This is a genomic window from Flavobacterium tructae, assembly GCF_001853485.1.
Taxonomy (GTDB): domain Bacteria; phylum Bacteroidota; class Bacteroidia; order Flavobacteriales; family Flavobacteriaceae; genus Flavobacterium; species Flavobacterium tructae.
Genome location: NZ_MIKE01000026.1, coordinates 289,637 through 305,789, shown reverse-complemented (window position 1 = coordinate 305,789; position 16,153 = coordinate 289,637). Strand labels below are relative to the sequence as shown.

The 16,153-nt window shown below is 36.1% G+C and carries 12 protein-coding genes; 1 reads left to right on the top strand and 11 read right to left on the bottom strand.

Going from position 1 to position 16,153, the window contains the following annotated elements; translation table 11 throughout:
* Window positions 1–21 precede the first annotated feature (21 nt).
* The 4 genes from BHE19_RS18815 to BHE19_RS18800 form a co-directional block, all read right to left on the bottom strand.
* Window positions 22–1,686 carry a T9SS type A sorting domain-containing protein gene (locus BHE19_RS18815; protein WP_070908361.1) on the bottom strand — a complete coding sequence of 555 codons (1,665 nt, stop codon included), beginning with the start codon at window positions 1,684–1,686 and terminating at the stop codon, window positions 22–24.
* 390 nt (window positions 1,687–2,076) lie between these two features.
* Complete coding sequence (locus BHE19_RS18810; RefSeq protein WP_070908360.1) at window positions 2,077–3,624, bottom strand: peroxidase, FMP-type; 1,548 nt, start codon at window positions 3,622–3,624, stop codon at window positions 2,077–2,079.
* Between the two features lie 166 nt (window positions 3,625–3,790).
* Window positions 3,791–4,240 carry a hypothetical protein gene (locus BHE19_RS18805; protein WP_017495730.1) on the bottom strand — a complete coding sequence of 150 codons (450 nt, stop codon included), beginning with the start codon at window positions 4,238–4,240 and terminating at the stop codon, window positions 3,791–3,793.
* 217 nt (window positions 4,241–4,457) lie between these two features.
* Window positions 4,458–5,093: a hypothetical protein gene (locus tag BHE19_RS18800; RefSeq protein WP_017495729.1), complete on the bottom strand. Its 636-nt coding sequence runs from the start codon at window positions 5,091–5,093 to the stop codon at window positions 4,458–4,460.
* 493 nt (window positions 5,094–5,586) lie between these two features.
* Between BHE19_RS18800 and BHE19_RS18795 the strand changes: the two genes are divergently transcribed.
* The gene (locus BHE19_RS18795; RefSeq protein WP_070908359.1) at window positions 5,587–6,372 is read left to right on the top strand and encodes a hypothetical protein; all 786 of its coding nucleotides are present in this window, start codon (window positions 5,587–5,589) and stop codon (window positions 6,370–6,372) included.
* Between the two features lie 196 nt (window positions 6,373–6,568).
* Here BHE19_RS18795 and BHE19_RS18790 read toward each other — a convergent pair whose 3' ends face one another.
* From BHE19_RS18790 to BHE19_RS18760, 7 genes are all read right to left on the bottom strand, one after another.
* Window positions 6,569–7,438 (bottom strand): DUF4249 domain-containing protein, encoded by an 870-nt coding sequence (locus BHE19_RS18790; RefSeq protein WP_070908409.1) that lies wholly within the window; start codon window positions 7,436–7,438, stop codon window positions 6,569–6,571.
* A gap of 5 nt (window positions 7,439–7,443) precedes the next feature.
* The gene (locus BHE19_RS18785; RefSeq protein ID WP_070908358.1) at window positions 7,444–10,056 is read right to left on the bottom strand and encodes a TonB-dependent receptor; all 2,613 of its coding nucleotides are present in this window, start codon (window positions 10,054–10,056) and stop codon (window positions 7,444–7,446) included.
* Window positions 10,057–10,443: 387 nt separating this feature from the next.
* The gene (locus BHE19_RS18780) at window positions 10,444–11,286 is read right to left on the bottom strand and encodes a FecR family protein (RefSeq protein WP_070908357.1); all 843 of its coding nucleotides are present in this window, start codon (window positions 11,284–11,286) and stop codon (window positions 10,444–10,446) included.
* A 12-nt stretch (window positions 11,287–11,298) separates the two neighbouring features.
* Window positions 11,299–11,508, bottom strand: a complete 210-nt coding sequence (locus BHE19_RS18775) for a hypothetical protein (RefSeq protein ID WP_017495723.1) — start codon at window positions 11,506–11,508, stop codon at window positions 11,299–11,301.
* A 46-nt stretch (window positions 11,509–11,554) separates the two neighbouring features.
* Window positions 11,555–12,076: an RNA polymerase sigma factor gene (locus tag BHE19_RS18770; RefSeq protein WP_070908356.1), complete on the bottom strand. Its 522-nt coding sequence runs from the start codon at window positions 12,074–12,076 to the stop codon at window positions 11,555–11,557.
* A 398-nt stretch (window positions 12,077–12,474) separates the two neighbouring features.
* The gene (locus BHE19_RS18765) at window positions 12,475–14,301 is read right to left on the bottom strand and encodes an alkaline phosphatase (RefSeq protein WP_070908408.1); all 1,827 of its coding nucleotides are present in this window, start codon (window positions 14,299–14,301) and stop codon (window positions 12,475–12,477) included.
* A gap of 303 nt (window positions 14,302–14,604) precedes the next feature.
* Window positions 14,605–16,140: a RagB/SusD family nutrient uptake outer membrane protein gene (locus BHE19_RS18760; RefSeq protein WP_070908355.1), complete on the bottom strand. Its 1,536-nt coding sequence runs from the start codon at window positions 16,138–16,140 to the stop codon at window positions 14,605–14,607.
* Window positions 16,141–16,153 lie beyond the last annotated feature (13 nt).

Below are 16,153 nucleotides of genomic sequence, written 5' to 3'. Positions count from 1 at the left end.
TTGTACATCTTTTATTTTAACTTATTTTATTGATTTAATCACTTTTACAGATTCTGTTTTCACATCTGTTCTGACTTTGATAATATAGATTCCTTCAGAATAACCACTGAGATTAACCGGTACAGTCCTGCTGTTGATGTCAAATTCCTGCAAAGTACGTCCGGTGATGTCGATCAGAGTGGCAGTACCTTCTTTAAAATCATAGCCAATGATGATGTTGGTATAGCTTGAAGCAGGATTAGGAATAGCCTCAATACTGGATTTTACTTTTTCCACTTTGGTTTTGTCTTTGAGCTTTACTACCCAAAAATCATTGCCTCCCATACTGCCGTTTTTATCTCTTGAGGCAGCCGAATTTGAAGTTCCTGCCATCAGATACCCTCCGTCTCTGGTCTCGATTAACTTCCTGAGGATATCTTCGCCGGCACTGCCTACAGTTTTGTTCCAGATTTCTTCTCCATTATTGTCAATTTTCATCGCGATGTAATCGTTGATGCCTTCTTTTTCTTTACTGACAGCATTAAGTGCTTTGGCCACAATCCCTTCGCGAGGACGCCTGCTTTCGCTTTGCGCATAACCGCCTATGAGATAACTTTGGTCGTTGTTTTCTACCAGAGAAGTGAGGATGTCTGTTTTTCCGAAATCATAGGTTTTACTCCATACAACACCTCCGTCTTTATCGAGTTTCAGGATCCAATAATCGGTTCCATTCCCTACAATACCACCCATAGTGGTCAGAGCATTTTTACTGTTAGAATTTCCTCCGGCAATATAACCGCCATCGGCAGTCTGATGAATGACATAAGGCTGATCGTCTCCTTCGGCTCCATAAGTATTTTGCCATTGAATTTCACCGGTATCTGTTATTTTAAGTACCCAGTAATCTCCGACTCCTTTGTTGTTTTCTGTTTTGTCACCTGAAACAGGAGAATTAGAATAGCCTGCCAGAATATAGCCGTTGTCTGTGGTTTGTTCCATACTTCTCAGCACATCGGTATATGCTCCTCCATAGGTCTTTTGCCATTCGACATCTCCTTGTTTGTCCAGTTTAACAATCCAGTAGTCCATGTTACCACGGCATTTCTCTAATTTATTAAACTGATCTGCTTTTGAGGTGGGTTTAGGCATTCCGTTTGTAGCAGCGGGTGCATTCCCTGAATAATCGGAACTTGAGGAGCCTCCTAACATATATCCTCCGTCTCTGGTCTGAAAAGCACATAAGAGTTCGTCTTTTCCTTTACCGCCAATAGTTCTTTGCCATTGTTCGCTACCCGAAGCATCTAATTTGATGACCCAAAAATCAGTAAGGCCTTTGCATTTTTCATTCTTTTGAAAACCTCTCCCCGAATCTGAAGTTCCTGCCAAAATGAAGCCTCCGTCTTTTGTATTTTTAATACTCTGAAGCAAATCAAATCCGCTTCCGCCTATACTTTTTTGCCAGACCAGCTCTCCTTTTTCACTCATTTTCCAGATCCAATAATCCAGATCCCCATGATTGTCATCGTCTTTATTTCCGGTTTTATTAGACAAAGAGCTGCCTGCCAGAATAAAACCATAATCGGCTGTGGGCTGTGCGTCAAACAAATAATCGGCATGCTGCCCTCCATATGATTTTTCCCAAAGGATGTCCTGAGAATGCATAAAGAAGGGGAAGATCAAAAAAAGTAACAGGTAACGTTTTTTCATAAAATATGCTGGTTTAGTCTTTTCGAAAATTGTATTGCGGGGCCAAAACTAATACACTATCTATTACAATCTTTACGGCTTTCCACATTCCATTAATATTTATTCAAAAATTATCACAATAAAATAAACTATTACCAGCAAAATCAACAACTGGCAGCATAATGTACCAAATAGCTACATTTAGGTAACACTCGGTGATCTAACAAGAAAAATTTTACGAGTTAATTTCTAAATTCTAAACAACAGGAAAGTTTTATACCTTTTTAAGGTCTTTTTATCCCACAAAAAAAAGTGCAATGATCAAAAATCATTGCACTTTTTAAACCGTAACGCTCTACAGCACTACACTATCTTTTAAATTATTTACTGCTTATTGAAATTAATATAAATTTACTCTTTATGATGCGGACATCCGGAAGCCTCCCCGGAAGATCCCATTTTATAAGTTCCCGGGAATTGTTCTTCTATTAATCGTTTCTGATCAGGTGATACATCTTCCATTTTACGCAGTGTATTGACTTGTATGTGTGGCCAACTCGTAGTACCGCCATCATCTCCGAAATCAAACTCGAAAAATATGACCTGTTCGTATTGCAACTGAAGAATTTCTTTTTTGTTTTCGACAACAGTTTCAATCCACATTCTCATGTTCATTTCGACCGTAGGAACAAAACGATTGACAAACGGAACATTTAGTATCCCTCCCTGTGCTCCGGTTTTATTTTTAGAGGACATCTCGATCACTACATGGTTTTTTACCACATCACTTTTAAGCGTATCTCGAAGACGTAAATCAGGTCGTACTGAATAAGGATATAAATGATGGGCTAATATTCGCTGAGTATAGATTTTATTTTCACGTTCATCGTTTTTATCATCCAATGTCTCAAATACCCAAGGTGGTGGAGGTGCATCCAGATTTATAGGCTCATTGCTGGCATCTGCTCCTCCCATTGTTTGCGAAATAGCAAGATGTTTATAGTCCCAGGCCGCAAACCCTTCCGGGTACTGTGGAGCACCACTAATCAAATAACCTGATTTATTTGGCTTTAAATCTCCCAGTAATGTAATTGTACTTCCATGCGGAATTACACCACTTCTCGAAATCGAATAATCGGGTATAAAATAAGGTCCGGTCTGCCCCGCTCCTGCTTTAAGTTCTTTTGAAGCAATAATCTCGTAATATTTTCTTCCGTTTAAGTTTTCCAGCGTTACATATTCTTTGTTTCCCTGATCGTCCTTGATTAAAAACAGGGTTTCATCCTGATAACCGCTTTTGTATAAATCTTTATTTGGATTGTTGGGCGATATGGCATGAATACCACGGTCTTCACTAATCGTTTTTTCTGTTGCCGCATAGTTAAAGACATCACTCAGCCACAAGTACATCCCGTTCTCCTCGTGAATTGGGGTGTATTGCAAAGCGTCCTGACCGTTTACACGGTTTACACTTTTAATACTTTGTTCGTACTTCACTGCTCCGCAAAATTGCTCGTTTGCACCGCCACGGTTTCGAACGCCACCCGGTACCAGATTAAAAGTAAGTTTTTCGATGTATTCTTCGCACTCAAAACTGTATTTTCCGGGAATGGTTCCTGCGTTGGTTCCCGGCGAAGGCATGATGGTGGTATGTATACCGCTGCCAATGAGTTTTTTCTGGCTCTGATTGTCACTGTTATTATTGTAGCTTACCCAGGTACCTTCTAATACCTGTAAAATACCATAATCTACATTTTTTACAATTTTTTGAAGGTCTTCTTCATAAAAAGGTCTGATCGGATCTTCAATCAGAACTTTTTGATATCCGGACATCAATTTATCCAATACACCATTCTCTTCCTGAAGTGCTTCGACTATGGCCTCATTTGCCTGTTGAGCAAAACCAGTGGTCAGCTGGTTTAAATTCCCTTCTTCATCAGGGTTTTTACGTTTTAACATGATAAACTTTTTTTAGCGTTAATAACTTGTACAATCAAAGTAACCTAATTTATGGTGATTGCTTACCAGTATTAATACCCGTTTTATACTGCAAAAACAAAAAAACCTCCAAAATCAAATGACTTTGGAGGTTTCTATTTTTTATAGGAATAAGATCCTGCTATTCTTAGTTCATGATATCGTTGAACTCGTGTAATGATTTCAATGTGCTTTCGTAGAATAAAATTGCAGCAATTAAATTTCCTTTATCTGAGTAAGGCATCATTTTTCTTTGAAACTCTACAGTAGTATCTAAAAATACTGTTGTTCCTTCTGCCTGACCGTCTAACACTTTTTTGTGCTCACTATCGTCCGGAATACCTAAATCTGCCATAGTAACACCTGGTTTAGTAACCAAAGCGATATAAGGAAGTGTTTTTACTAAAACTTTAATACGCTCGATGTATAATTCCAAAAGCTCCCCTTTTTGCATACCGCTCAATTCTTTTTGATCATGGTATTTGCGGATAATTGCTGTTGTACTGATTATACTTCTTGGAGCATTTTTTGCCTGTGCTGAAATAGCTCCAGTTGCAAAAAAGAAAAAGAAACTTACTAGAATTATTTTACTTTTCATTTTACTAATGTAATTGGTTGTTTGAGGAACACAAAAGTATACAAATTAACTTAAGCCGCAACTTTAATGATTCCTTTTTTTTAAAAAAAATTAACATTTTATTTTATGTCAATCTATAAGACAATTCTGAGGTACTGGAGAGCACATTTCCGGAATTTAATGCTTGTTCGTTTTTTGATGGAAATGCCCATATTTCGCAGTAGATCTTTGCTTCTGCTTAGGATTTAATGACTCTAAAACGTCCCGGATACTTGATCCAGATACTTTTTTTATTGCCATAATAGTCCATGAAATCTTCACAAACAAAAACGGCATGTGCAGTAGACCACGCCACAACTCCGCAATATTCGCTTCCGGATTGTCGTTTTAACTTTAATACTTGTTTGCCTTCTTTGAATCCTAAATATTTGTAAATGGTAGGCGTATATACGGAACCATCTTCTAAATCTTCTAATGCTTTATCAAAAGTATCGACCTTATCAATAATTTGTTTGTATTTTGCCATTACGGCATAGGTCAGTATTGCATAATCGGTAATTTTTTCACTTTCGGGATTGTCCTTAATATAGATAAAACCGGCTGATACTTTAGCTTTACTGATTTCGTCTTCTTGCAGATTGAATGACGCATTATTTTTTAAGGTGATTCTATGAGTGTTTTCACCTGTCTTTTCGTTTACAAAAAGATTGTCTAATCCGTAGACATTTAAAGAGGCTTTAATAAAGGCAATCGACGAACAATTGGTCCGTTCTCCCTGTTTAAAACTTTCGAATATTTTATCTGAGCTTAACTGTGAATAAGAATTTGAGTAGACAAATATTAAAAATAAAAATAGTGAAGTAACCGCTTTCATTGTCTTAGTATTTTATAATTAATCCCAATCCATTTTTGGGCATATATTGATTCTACAAATCTATAAAAATCAACGTAAAATTGTTTTTTACTTCTTAGTTTTTATCAAAAAATGTTGCGAATACTCTAAGTAAATCCTTTTGAAAGGGTTACGATTGCATTAACTTAAAACTTTTCTGTTTTCTGAAAAATGAAACAGACTTGTTTTTTGTTTCTGATGGCTTTAACTCTAAATTTATAACTTTCCCCCCTTTTGTATCCTTATAAAAAACGACGCAATACCTTCTATCAACGTTCGATATCCGTTTCTTTTTTCAAATACAAATACTTCTCTTTCTTTTTTATCAAAAATAATCCTGGTCATCTTTTCGTAAACAAGTATAAACACCTGTTTTTAAACACGTTAAAACAAAAATAGTGTTTTTTAGCTAACTTTATACTATCTAAATCCAACTAATCCGTTGAATCGAACTCAACACTAACTAACTATAATTATGGCAACAACAGTACCCCCTGACAAAAAAAGCAATTACGAAAAGTTGTTTGCATCCTGCATCATAAAAGAAGCTAAATATCCTGAAATTGATGCATTGGTCGCTAAAATAGTTTCAAACAAAAGCAGGTATCAATCTGTTGGTGATCCTTTAAATATTCCCTGGTATATGATTTCTATTATACATTGTATGGAAGGAAGTCTAAACTTTACTACTCATTTGCACAATGGCGACCCGCTTACTAAGCGTACGGTTAACGTTCCTGCAGGCCGCCCGAAAGCAGGAAATCCTCCATTTACCTGGGAAGTAAGCGCAAATGATGCCTTGATTTACGATAAGCTAAATTCATGGACAGACTGGAGCATTGCCGGAATTCTATACCGACTTGAATTATTTAACGGATTAGGATATTACAAGCAGGGAATTAACTCGCCTTATTTATGGAGTTACTCCAATCAGTACACTAAAGGTAAATATGTTCAGGACGGCAAATATGATCCCAATGCAGTCTCCAAACAATGTGGTGCCGCTGTTCTGTTTCGCCGTATGATGGAACAACACCTAATTACACTGCCCAACACGCATATTGTAGAACAAATCATAGCGCAGGGAAACCAAACTATGTATTATTCCGGAAAAGTTACAAACGAAGCTGCCGAGCTACAAAAGCTTCTTAATAGTGCGGGAAGTGTTCTTAGAATTGACGGGAAAGCAGGAGAAAGAACTTCAACCGAATATTTTAAATTTAGCAAAACTTATTTAAAAGGAGATCCAAGAAGAGTTTAACAGGCAAGGTAAATACAATTCCGTAACTTCTTGATTCATCCAAATCTTAGTTAAAACAGCTACACTTTTATCGGATTTAAGAAAAGGATTTTATTAAAATCCTTTTCTTATAACCTAAAATTACTGCATAAAAAAACATCTGACATAACTATTTATATGCCAGATGTAGTCACAAATCAACCTTCAATTAAAATTTTTACTTTCCCGGATAGACAATATTATCGTTCTCTTGTACGGTATAGGAAAAGGTATCTGCTTCACAAAGCCTGAAATAACCAAAAGCAAAATTATTGGCATTTGTCGTGTTTACAATATTACCTCTTATATTTCCGGGAGGAATAGAAAAAGGACTTCCTCCGTATATCTCTAAAATCAAACTCATATAGTTGTAAAAATTCTTAGAAATACCTCTATTTATAACCGAAAGACTTTTTCCCGGTTTCAAATCGGGATCTGAAAATCTTGGGTATATTTCATTTCCATTAAACAATTCATCATCTAACAGCGTGTATGAAGGAAGACGAAAAACATCACTCTTATAATCTGTAAGATAAAAATTCGTCTGATCTGCCGGGTCTTTAAAATAAAATGATATCTCATACAGATCGTCTCCGGCTACATCCGGAACGCGTTTCTGTTCTATTCTATCAATAGGCGCTACTGAAATTAACTTTTCGGCAGCCGTAAAAGTTTGCCCTTCTGCCTCTACAGAAAGCACATAATCCATGTTGATAACAGGTACAAAATTAGTACATACATAAAGTCCCGGTCCTGTTTCATTAAAAGTAAAAACATCTCCTTTGCTATTGGTCACTTTTACTTTAGCTCCTGAGACTTTTGGAGTTTTATCGTTGTAATAAGGAGCCGTTTTACTCACCTTGATGACCTGCTCACTGCCGGACGTTCCTTTTTTCCAGATAATCTCGGCGTCTACTACGATTCTCGTTTCTCCGGTTTCTAAATCAAGTTTTACCACATCATCACAAGAGGAGAAAAACAGTACCAAAACAAAACCTAAAATAGCTATTGTATTCTTCTTTATCGTTTTTATATCAATCCTTTGCATATTCATTAAAATTTAAAATTATAAGAAACTCCCGGTACTACTCCAAAAATAGAAAGCCTTTTAGTCTCATTCATCCCTGTGTCTTCATTTGTTGCAAAAGTCATCGCAGCTGCATTTTTTCGGTTGTAAACATTATAAAGACTAAATACCCAGTAGCTCTGCCATCCTTTCTTTTTATCCGGTTTTGGCGTATAAGTTGCTGCCAGATCCAGATGGTGGAAAAGAGGCAATCTGTTTTCATTTCTTAAGGAGAAGTTTGGAACATTAATCCCTCCAAATTCATAATACCCATTGGCATATGTTACCGGCTGACCTGACTGCAAACTGAAATTGGCATTAAAAGACCATTTTTTATTGTATTCATAATTCCCCACAACACTCAAATTGTGCAGTTTATCGTAGCCTGATAAATACCATTTACCATTTGCAACTCCAGGTTCTTCCGGTGTTCTACCAGGTGTTTTTTGTTCAGCTCTGGATAAGGTATAAGAAACCCAACCGGTTAATACTCCTGTATTTTTTCGCAACATTAATTCCATACCATAAGATCTGGCTTTACCATTCAAAATCACCTGTTCTATATTGTTATTGGCCAAAATATCGGCTCCGTCAATATAATCAATACGGTTTTTGATTTTTTTATAGAACAACTCTCCTTCGAAAGAGTATTCATTATCTTTAAAGTTCTGAAAATAACCTACGGCAAACTGATCCAAAAGCTGCGGTTTTGTAAAAGGACCGCTTGGTGTCCAAATTGTTGTTGGCAAAGGAAACTGCGTATTCGACAACATGTGAATGTACTGTGCCATTCGGTTGTAACTTGCTTTTACCGAAGTAGTCTCATTAAAAGCATACGATACAGCAGCACGCGGTTCGAAATTATCAAACTTACTGATGGTCGCTCCTTTTTTATAAGTGATACTCCCCGTTGGAGTTCCTTCTTCGTAAATTTTATACAACGGATTGAAAACTACTGCTTTCCCATCTTCGTAGGTATTGATTTCTTCCCCTCCTAAACGGTAAAACATACTGTAACGAAGTCCGTATCGAAGGTTCAGTTTCTCTGTAAGCTGATGCTCAAAGTCCAGATAAACAGAAGATTCAAAAGCATACTTTTTATCCAACTGTTTGTAATTAAACTGTGAAGTTGTATTGGTAGGCTTTACGGTTCCGGGATTAAAATCGTAATACTGACCGTCTATTCCGTAATTCAATTTTAATTTTTCTGATACGGTCTGACTCCAGCCATATTTAAGACCATAAGTCTGAATGTTATTGTTCCATTTAAAACCTTCTCTATCCAGATCCAGATTAAATTTATAATCACTAAAGTAAACGGACAAGTTGGTATTTAAATTTTCAGAAAACTTATGCTTCCAGCTTAAAATCCCCATTGTATTTCCGTAAGTACTGTTAAAAAAATTATTAAGATCAAAAAGGTCGTTCCCAAAATACCCTGAAAAAGACAATGTATTATTGGCTCCTAAACGATAATTGAACTTAGCATTTAAATCATAAAACATAACAGAATTCTTGCTATCGGCCAGTTTCATGAACAAATGGGCATACGAAGCACGTCCTGCAATGATAAAAGATCCTTTTTCTTTTTGAATAGGTCCCTGCACCAACAAGCGGCTCGAGATTAAACCGATACCTCCGTTAACTTTGTACTTTTCAAAATCCCCGCTTTGCTGTGTGATATCCAGAACAGAAGAAACTCGTCCCCCATATTTAGAAGGAATCCCTCCTTTATATAAATCTAATCCACTCACAATATCAGGATTAAAAATCGAGAAAAAACCAAACATATGAGAATCAGCATAAACCGGACCGCCATCTACCAGAATCAGGTTTTGATCGGCTGCACCACCACGAACATTAAAACCCGACGAAAGTTCTCCCGCGTTGGTAACTCCGGGTAATGTCAATATCGATTTTAAAGGATCGGCTTCTCCCATGGCTACAGGAATTCGTTTGATCTCGGCCATCGAAAGTTTGTTTACACTCATTTGAGTATTTTTAACATCCACAGCCTTATTAGTGGTTACGACTACCTGCTCCAGCTCATGACTGTCGGAATCCATATAAAAATTGATTCTTGAATCGTCCGAAACTACAATTTGTTTTTCGTTGTTTTTCAAACCCAAATAACTGATCAATACGGTGTAATTTCCTTTGTCCAGTGTTATCGAGAATTTCCCGTCTGCATCTGTTGTAGCACCGGTAGAAAGTTCTTTTATGAAAATATTAGCTCCAATAACCGGCTGCTTGTTCTCGTCGAAAACCTGACCACTCAGCTTATTTTTTTTTTTAGGTGCCTTGGTTATTTTTTGCTTTACAAAAATATTATTGCCAACGATAGAAAACTGAACCGCTGCACTTTTATTAAGTTCATTGACCAATTCTTTTACGCTGATATTTTTATAAGTCTTTGTTTCGGTAAAATACTTTTGATTGGTATTGATTTGGTCTGTATGTGCAAATTTGAAATCACTCTGGCTTTCAATTTGCTTAAAGAATTCTTTTAGTGTTACTGATTTATCAACAGTTATGGTTACGTTTTGAGAAAACACTCCCCAGCTGAATAAAAAAAAGCACGCTGAAATTATATGCTTCATGAAATTTTGTATTTTTGATATTATTAAATGTGATAGTTTCCTGCTATCCTGATCATGAGGAGGATGTTTAGTTTCGCGGCTAGTGCATCCTTTTTTCTTTTCTATTGAAAAGTAATTACTTTTAATTCTTCATTTATTTCAAAGTTTAGGTTATACATTTTAGATATTAATTGAATTGTTCTTTTAAAATCCTCTTTTTTATTAATTCGTATGGTAATACGATGGTCATAATATTCCTTTGGGAATTTCAATGTATAACAAAAACATGCTGAAATGATATGTTTCATAAAATTTTGTATTTTTGAACATTATTAAACTGGATAATTCTTATTATCCTGACCATGAGAAGGATGTTTAGTTTCGCGGCTAGTGCATCCTTTTTCTTTTCTATTGAAAAGTAACTTCTTTCAATTTTTCATTTATTTCAAAATTTAGGTTATACATTTCGGATATTAACTGGATAATTATTTGTAAATCTTCTTTTTTATTGATTCTCAAGGTAATGTGCTGATCGTAATATTCCTTTGGAAATTTCACCGTGTAACCATAGTTTGTTTTAATGTAGGCAGCAAGAACGGTTAACTTTTCATTTTCAAAATCGGTAAATCTTTCAAATTCAGATACCTCAACCGTATTATTGGCATAGGTAAATTTTTCACCGGGTACGAGTATCCATTTTTGAGTCTGGTCTTTTATGCTCATCTCAACGCTTCCTTCAAAAAGCTCGACTGAAACTTCCTTTTGAGTGTATCCTTTTACTAAGAAAGAAGTTCCTAAAACAGTGGTTGTCGTTTCATTGCAAAAAACCTGAAAAGGATGTTTTTTGTCTTTTGTTACCTGAAAGTGAGCTTCACCTTTAATTTCAATTTTACGATTAGTCTTAAAATTATCGGCATACTCGATTCTGGAATCAGGACTTAACTCCACTTTGGAACTATCCGGTAAAAAAATCGTTTTTACAATTGAAGTCGTATTTTCAATTACGTTTGAAGTCAATTTAATTTCCTGTTGGTGCTGCTCTTTATTAAAGAAAAGGCCCACTCCGATAAACGCAAAAAGTAAAACGGCTGCAGCTGAGGCATAATGCCATGCTTTAAATCTTTGTTTTTTTAAAGGAAAGGCTTTGGATTGAAATGCTTCCCACGAAGCCTCTTTTTCTTCATCAGAATGCGAAATGGGGACATCATCCCAAATCTTCTTTAATTCTTCTTCTACTTTTTTATCATTCATATCTTTGGGGCGTTAAAGTTTCTGACAATAAAATCCTTGCTTATTAAAAACACCATACACCATATCCTTAATCTCTCTGTTGGTTTCGATTGTCAGAACATGATTTTTGTCTTCTACATCAAAATTCATGATACAATCAGAAATAACAAATTGAAGCAGCGCTACAACAAATTTTGCTTCTTCCTTTGTGGTAACGTCCGTTTTATAAGTTTCAATATTCATTTTATGTTCTCATTTTTATAGATAACAAACGAGAACAAAAAAGTTCCTAATGGTTTTCGACTTTTTTTCGGATAAATTTACTGGCGAGATAAATATGATTGGCTATGGTCTTTTCAGAAAGATCCGTTAAAGCTGCAATCTCCTTATAGCTAAGGTTTTCCAGTTTATGTAAAGTATAGATTTTTTGCTGTTGTTCAGGAAGCTCATTTATTAAATTATTTAATATTTCCTGTCTTTCTTCAAAAATTTCATGATCATTATCCACATTTTCCATCACAACATGCGAAGGCTCGAGTTGTACTATTTTATTTTCTCTGTTGAGATGATTAAAGATAATGTTTTTGCAGATCACAAATAATTGTTTGTCGAACAAAACATCTTCATGAAGTAATTCTCTTTTATTGTATACTCGTAAAAAAGTCTCCTGAACAAAATCCTGTGGGGTAAGTACTGTAAAATTAAAGCGTTTGGCAATGTTTATCAGTTTATCGTAGTAATTAAGGTATGCTTCCCTGAAAGCGGCCTCATTCCCTTTTTTTAAACTTAAAATAAACTTCCTGTTATCCATAACGCAAATATGATAATTAGTCTAAACTCAATGTCTAAAATAATATTGTGGTGTCAAGCGAATCACTTAAGACTTATTTAATCTTTTTCTTAAGCAATTTTAAGATACAAAGAACAGCAATTTTCTTGTAAAAGTTTTTAACAGAAAAAGAAATTAATCCTAAAGAAATGCTAATTTACGATCTTTTATTTTAATCTTATTTTTCTTATAATTAAATTCAAACAGAAGCCAAACCTTGCAAAATCAAGACTTTATTATCCTGATACGAATACTGTTCTTTCTCAAAATTTCACTTTTAACAAACGTGACGCTTACACTTGTTAAAATAAAAAAGCAGCGACAAAATGTTTTGTCGCTGCTTTTAGTGCATCTCCACTATCAAACAAAAGTGGTATCAGTTATTTGATTAAAAGTGCTTCGAGTATTTTAGAGTAGATTTCTGTGTTTTGATAAACTCCCATAAAATTAGCAGCTCCGGGTCCATATGCAAAAACCGGAACTGGCACCGCTGTGTGATCGTTGGTACTAAAACTTCCCTGCACATATCCTTTTTCGATGCTGCCATCTATTAAGGAAAGTCCTCCGGTTTCGTGATCTGCCGTTACGATTAAAAGTGTTTCCTGATTCTGATCGACAAATTCCATGGCTTGTCCTACCAGTTTATCAAAATCAAGCATTTCACGAACCACGTATTCCAGGTCATTTTTATGTCCGCCATAATCAATTTGCGCACCTTCAGCCATTACAAAAAAAGGATTTTTTGTTTTTGAAAAAACGGCCGTTGTCTTTGCCAAAGATTTCGCTAAAAAATCTCCTCTTCCCTCTTTCATCGAAACCACCGAAGCATCATCTACCACTACAAAACGTGAATTTTTAATGGTGTCCAGACTTTTAAACTGATCTGAAAAAGTATAACCTTTCTCTGTTATTATTTTAGACAGATCTCTACCGTCTTTTCTGTTATTAAATTCTTTTGTACCTCCTCCAATTAAAATATCAGACGGATTGGCAAGAAAATCTGCAGCAATTAGTTCGCTTAAAGTTCTTTCAGATTGATGCGCGTAAAAAGCTGCCGGAGTGGCATCTGTAATATTTCCAGCCGAAATAATAGCCGTTTTGTACTTTTTCTTTGCCAGTTGCTGGGTGATTAATTCCAACCCTTTTCCGTTTTCATCGACACTGATAAATCGGTTATTGGTTTTATGGCCTGTTGCCATTGCCGTAGCTCCTGCAGCCGAATCGGTAATATAGCTGTCTGACGATTTAGTGATCGACAATCCCTGAGTCGGAATATTAAAAAGATTCAATTGTCCTTTATTGGCTGTATAACCGGCGTAAATCTGAGTAAGCCCCATTCCGTCGCCAATAAGCAGAATTACATTTTTCGGACGGCTGTTTTTAGAAAACAAAGCTGTATTCTTAGGTTTATAGGCCTGATAAAATGACGTATTCTGGTAAAAAGTACTTTTTATCTTCTGAATGAACTGTGTCAATGCCGGCACATTATCAGTACCAATATAATCGACTTTTAAATTCATCAAAGTCATCCAAGTATTCACATTATCGGGTGTCGACCAGAACCTGATTTTTTTATTCTGAGCATGAACTTTTTTAATGACCGACTGTACTTTTTCTAAATCAGCCTGTGTCATTACCCCTTTTCCGTTCCAAACGGTAAGTTCTTTTAAATCTTCGCTAATCATTTCGACACGTGACAATTGCTCCGAAGAATAATTTTCATTTCTTCTTCCGTCAAAACAGATAAACTCAGGATATTGATTCCAGTTTGATGGTTCAGGTCTGTTTCCTGAAATAACTACTTTTAAATTTTTGTTTGAAATCAAATCCGGATACGTTTTTAGCTGTTGCACGATACCTTTAAGTGTGGCATCGGCTTCTGATTTTATATCAATCATTAAAATTAAAGGCTTATTCTCAGAGTAAACTTTACCTTCTAAGTTTTTTATCTTCTTCGACAAAGGATCTAAATAAAGACTTCGCAGTGTATTGTACGTTTTGATTCCCTCTGAAGTATGTGCTACCAAAAGCTCATTATTCCTCAAAAAAACATCTGCTTCGATAACGCCTGCTTCATTAGAATAGGCTTCATAAAAAGGCAACTTACCTGCATAATCATTGTGTGAATGAATATTTGCAGAACTGTATTCCTGTGCCTGCGCAAACAGAAAAAAATGAAGGCAAAAAAGTATAATTATTTTTTTCATTACAAGTAAAATTAATTCAATTCTAAAATGGTCTTCAATAATTAGAAGATAAGCCACAGATTAAAAAGATCTCCACAGATTTCTTTAACCCATTGCGTGTACTTAATACAAAAATCATTTAACACATCGTCCCGATGCATTGGGATAGGTCTATAAAAAAATATAAGAAAAAGCATGTTTCTTACACATAACTTTAAACCTAGCCAAAGTATGTAGATTGTTTGCTTTTTCTTTACAACTGCAAGCTCCACAACTAAGCCTGCAGCGTAAAAAAAAACAAAACAAACAAAATGAAACTATTATTTACCAGCCTTTGTTCTGGAAAAGGGCTCCTTTACTCACGGCAATTTCATCCGGCGGTATTGGCCACACATGGTGAATGGCAGGATTAAAATTACGGGCAGGATAAATCACTGTTCCGTTGTAATGGTGTAAAGGTTTTGCATAAGTCGCCTGAGCATCGCCCCAGCGTACTAAATCGAAATGGCGGTCTGTCCATTCTCCTGCCAGCTCACAACGTCTTTCTCTTTTCAGATCCGTTAGTGTGGCTCCTCCAATACTTGGTAAACCGGCACGATTTCGAATCATGTTTATTTCGGTATCGGCACTTAGTCCTTTCATTAATTTTGCTTCAGCCAGCATCAGGATTACATCCGCATAACGTAAAAGAGGTACATTTAAAGCGGTAGAAGGCTTGTCTCCGTTTGCATTTACATAACGAATATCAATTCCGCCCGAAGTAGTTTTTGGATAACCGAAGGGCTCCATGTATTTTTTAAACTGATAACCGGTTCTGTTACTTGAACTGACAATATATTTCCCTTCATTAAAAGTGACTAATTCACCGAAGTACATAAACTTGTCTCCTTTTTGAAGAATTGTAGCACTTCGTCTTTTATCAGCAGGATCATAAGTATCGAACAATTCTTTAGTAGGATAAAAATTTCCCCAGCCGTTGTAAACTCCCCAGCCTTTATCTTCCAGACATACTCCAGGGAAAATAGATCCTAAGCTTGTATTTTCGGCACTCGAGGTAACGGACCAAATGTACTCTGACGACCAGTTGTTTTTAATTTTAAAAACATCTTCGAAATTATCCAGTAATTTGTGTTTTCCACTGTTGACAATCATATTAGCATACTTAATCGCATTGTCCCAGTCTTTTGCATACAAATAGGTACGAACCAAATATCCCCATGCTGCAGTTTTATGCGCACGTCCGTAATTGTCTGAACTAAGTTCACTGAAATAAGGTAATAAATCGGCAGCTTTAATGAGATCGGCAGCGATATAGGCGTAGTTCTCCGCTACGTTTTTAGCACGCGGCACATATACATTGGTTGGATTTTCTCTGTCCTGAATTGGAATCCCGGCACGATCATCTCCATAGTGATAGGCCAATTCCAGATGCATTACAGCATGATTGAAGTACGCTTCTCCCAACATCATGTTTTTTGTTTTATCGTCTAACGAGATTTTCGGGATATTGCGAATCACATCGTTACAGCGTTTCATCACTTCATAGTGAAGTCTCCAAATGTCTTTGGTATCTGATTCAGCTCCGTCTACAATAAAATTTTTGATTCGTTCCGCATTTTGTCTTGGTTTCGTTCCGATATCATCACTTGCATTGTTCAGCCAGAAAAACCCACGACCGTACATATTATCATCCGAATAGAGCGCATAAATCGCGTTCACCCCCGCTTTTGCGTCAGCAGGTGTTTTCCAGAAATTACCACTTGAAGGTGCTCCCTGAGGTACTAAATCAAGTTCATTTTCGCAAGCCGACATGCTCATTAAAAGCACCAGACTCCATAATAAAAGACTTAAATTTTTCATTTTACTTGTGTTA

Bases quoted from the DNA above. Each gene is read 5' to 3' on its own strand.
- BHE19_RS18815 (WP_070908361.1), bottom strand. From the start codon at position 1,686: ATGAAAAAACGTTACCTGTTACTTTTTTTGATCTTCCCCTTCTTTATG.
- BHE19_RS18810 (WP_070908360.1), bottom strand. From the start codon at position 3,624: ATGTTAAAACGTAAAAACCCTGATGAAGAAGGGAATTTAAACCAGCTG.
- BHE19_RS18805 (WP_017495730.1), bottom strand. From the start codon at position 4,240: ATGAAAAGTAAAATAATTCTAGTAAGTTTCTTTTTCTTTTTTGCAACT.
- BHE19_RS18800 (WP_017495729.1), bottom strand. From the start codon at position 5,093: ATGAAAGCGGTTACTTCACTATTTTTATTTTTAATATTTGTCTACTCA.
- BHE19_RS18795 (WP_070908359.1), top strand. From the start codon at position 5,587: ATGGCAACAACAGTACCCCCTGACAAAAAAAGCAATTACGAAAAGTTG.
- BHE19_RS18790 (WP_070908409.1), bottom strand. From the start codon at position 7,438: ATGCAAAGGATTGATATAAAAACGATAAAGAAGAATACAATAGCTATT.
- BHE19_RS18785 (WP_070908358.1), bottom strand. From the start codon at position 10,056: ATGAAGCATATAATTTCAGCGTGCTTTTTTTTATTCAGCTGGGGAGTG.
- BHE19_RS18780 (WP_070908357.1), bottom strand. From the start codon at position 11,286: ATGAATGATAAAAAAGTAGAAGAAGAATTAAAGAAGATTTGGGATGAT.
- BHE19_RS18775 (WP_017495723.1), bottom strand. From the start codon at position 11,508: ATGAATATTGAAACTTATAAAACGGACGTTACCACAAAGGAAGAAGCA.
- BHE19_RS18770 (WP_070908356.1), bottom strand. From the start codon at position 12,076: ATGGATAACAGGAAGTTTATTTTAAGTTTAAAAAAAGGGAATGAGGCC.
- BHE19_RS18765 (WP_070908408.1), bottom strand. From the start codon at position 14,301: ATGAAAAAAATAATTATACTTTTTTGCCTTCATTTTTTTCTGTTTGCG.
- BHE19_RS18760 (WP_070908355.1), bottom strand. From the start codon at position 16,140: ATGAAAAATTTAAGTCTTTTATTATGGAGTCTGGTGCTTTTAATGAGC.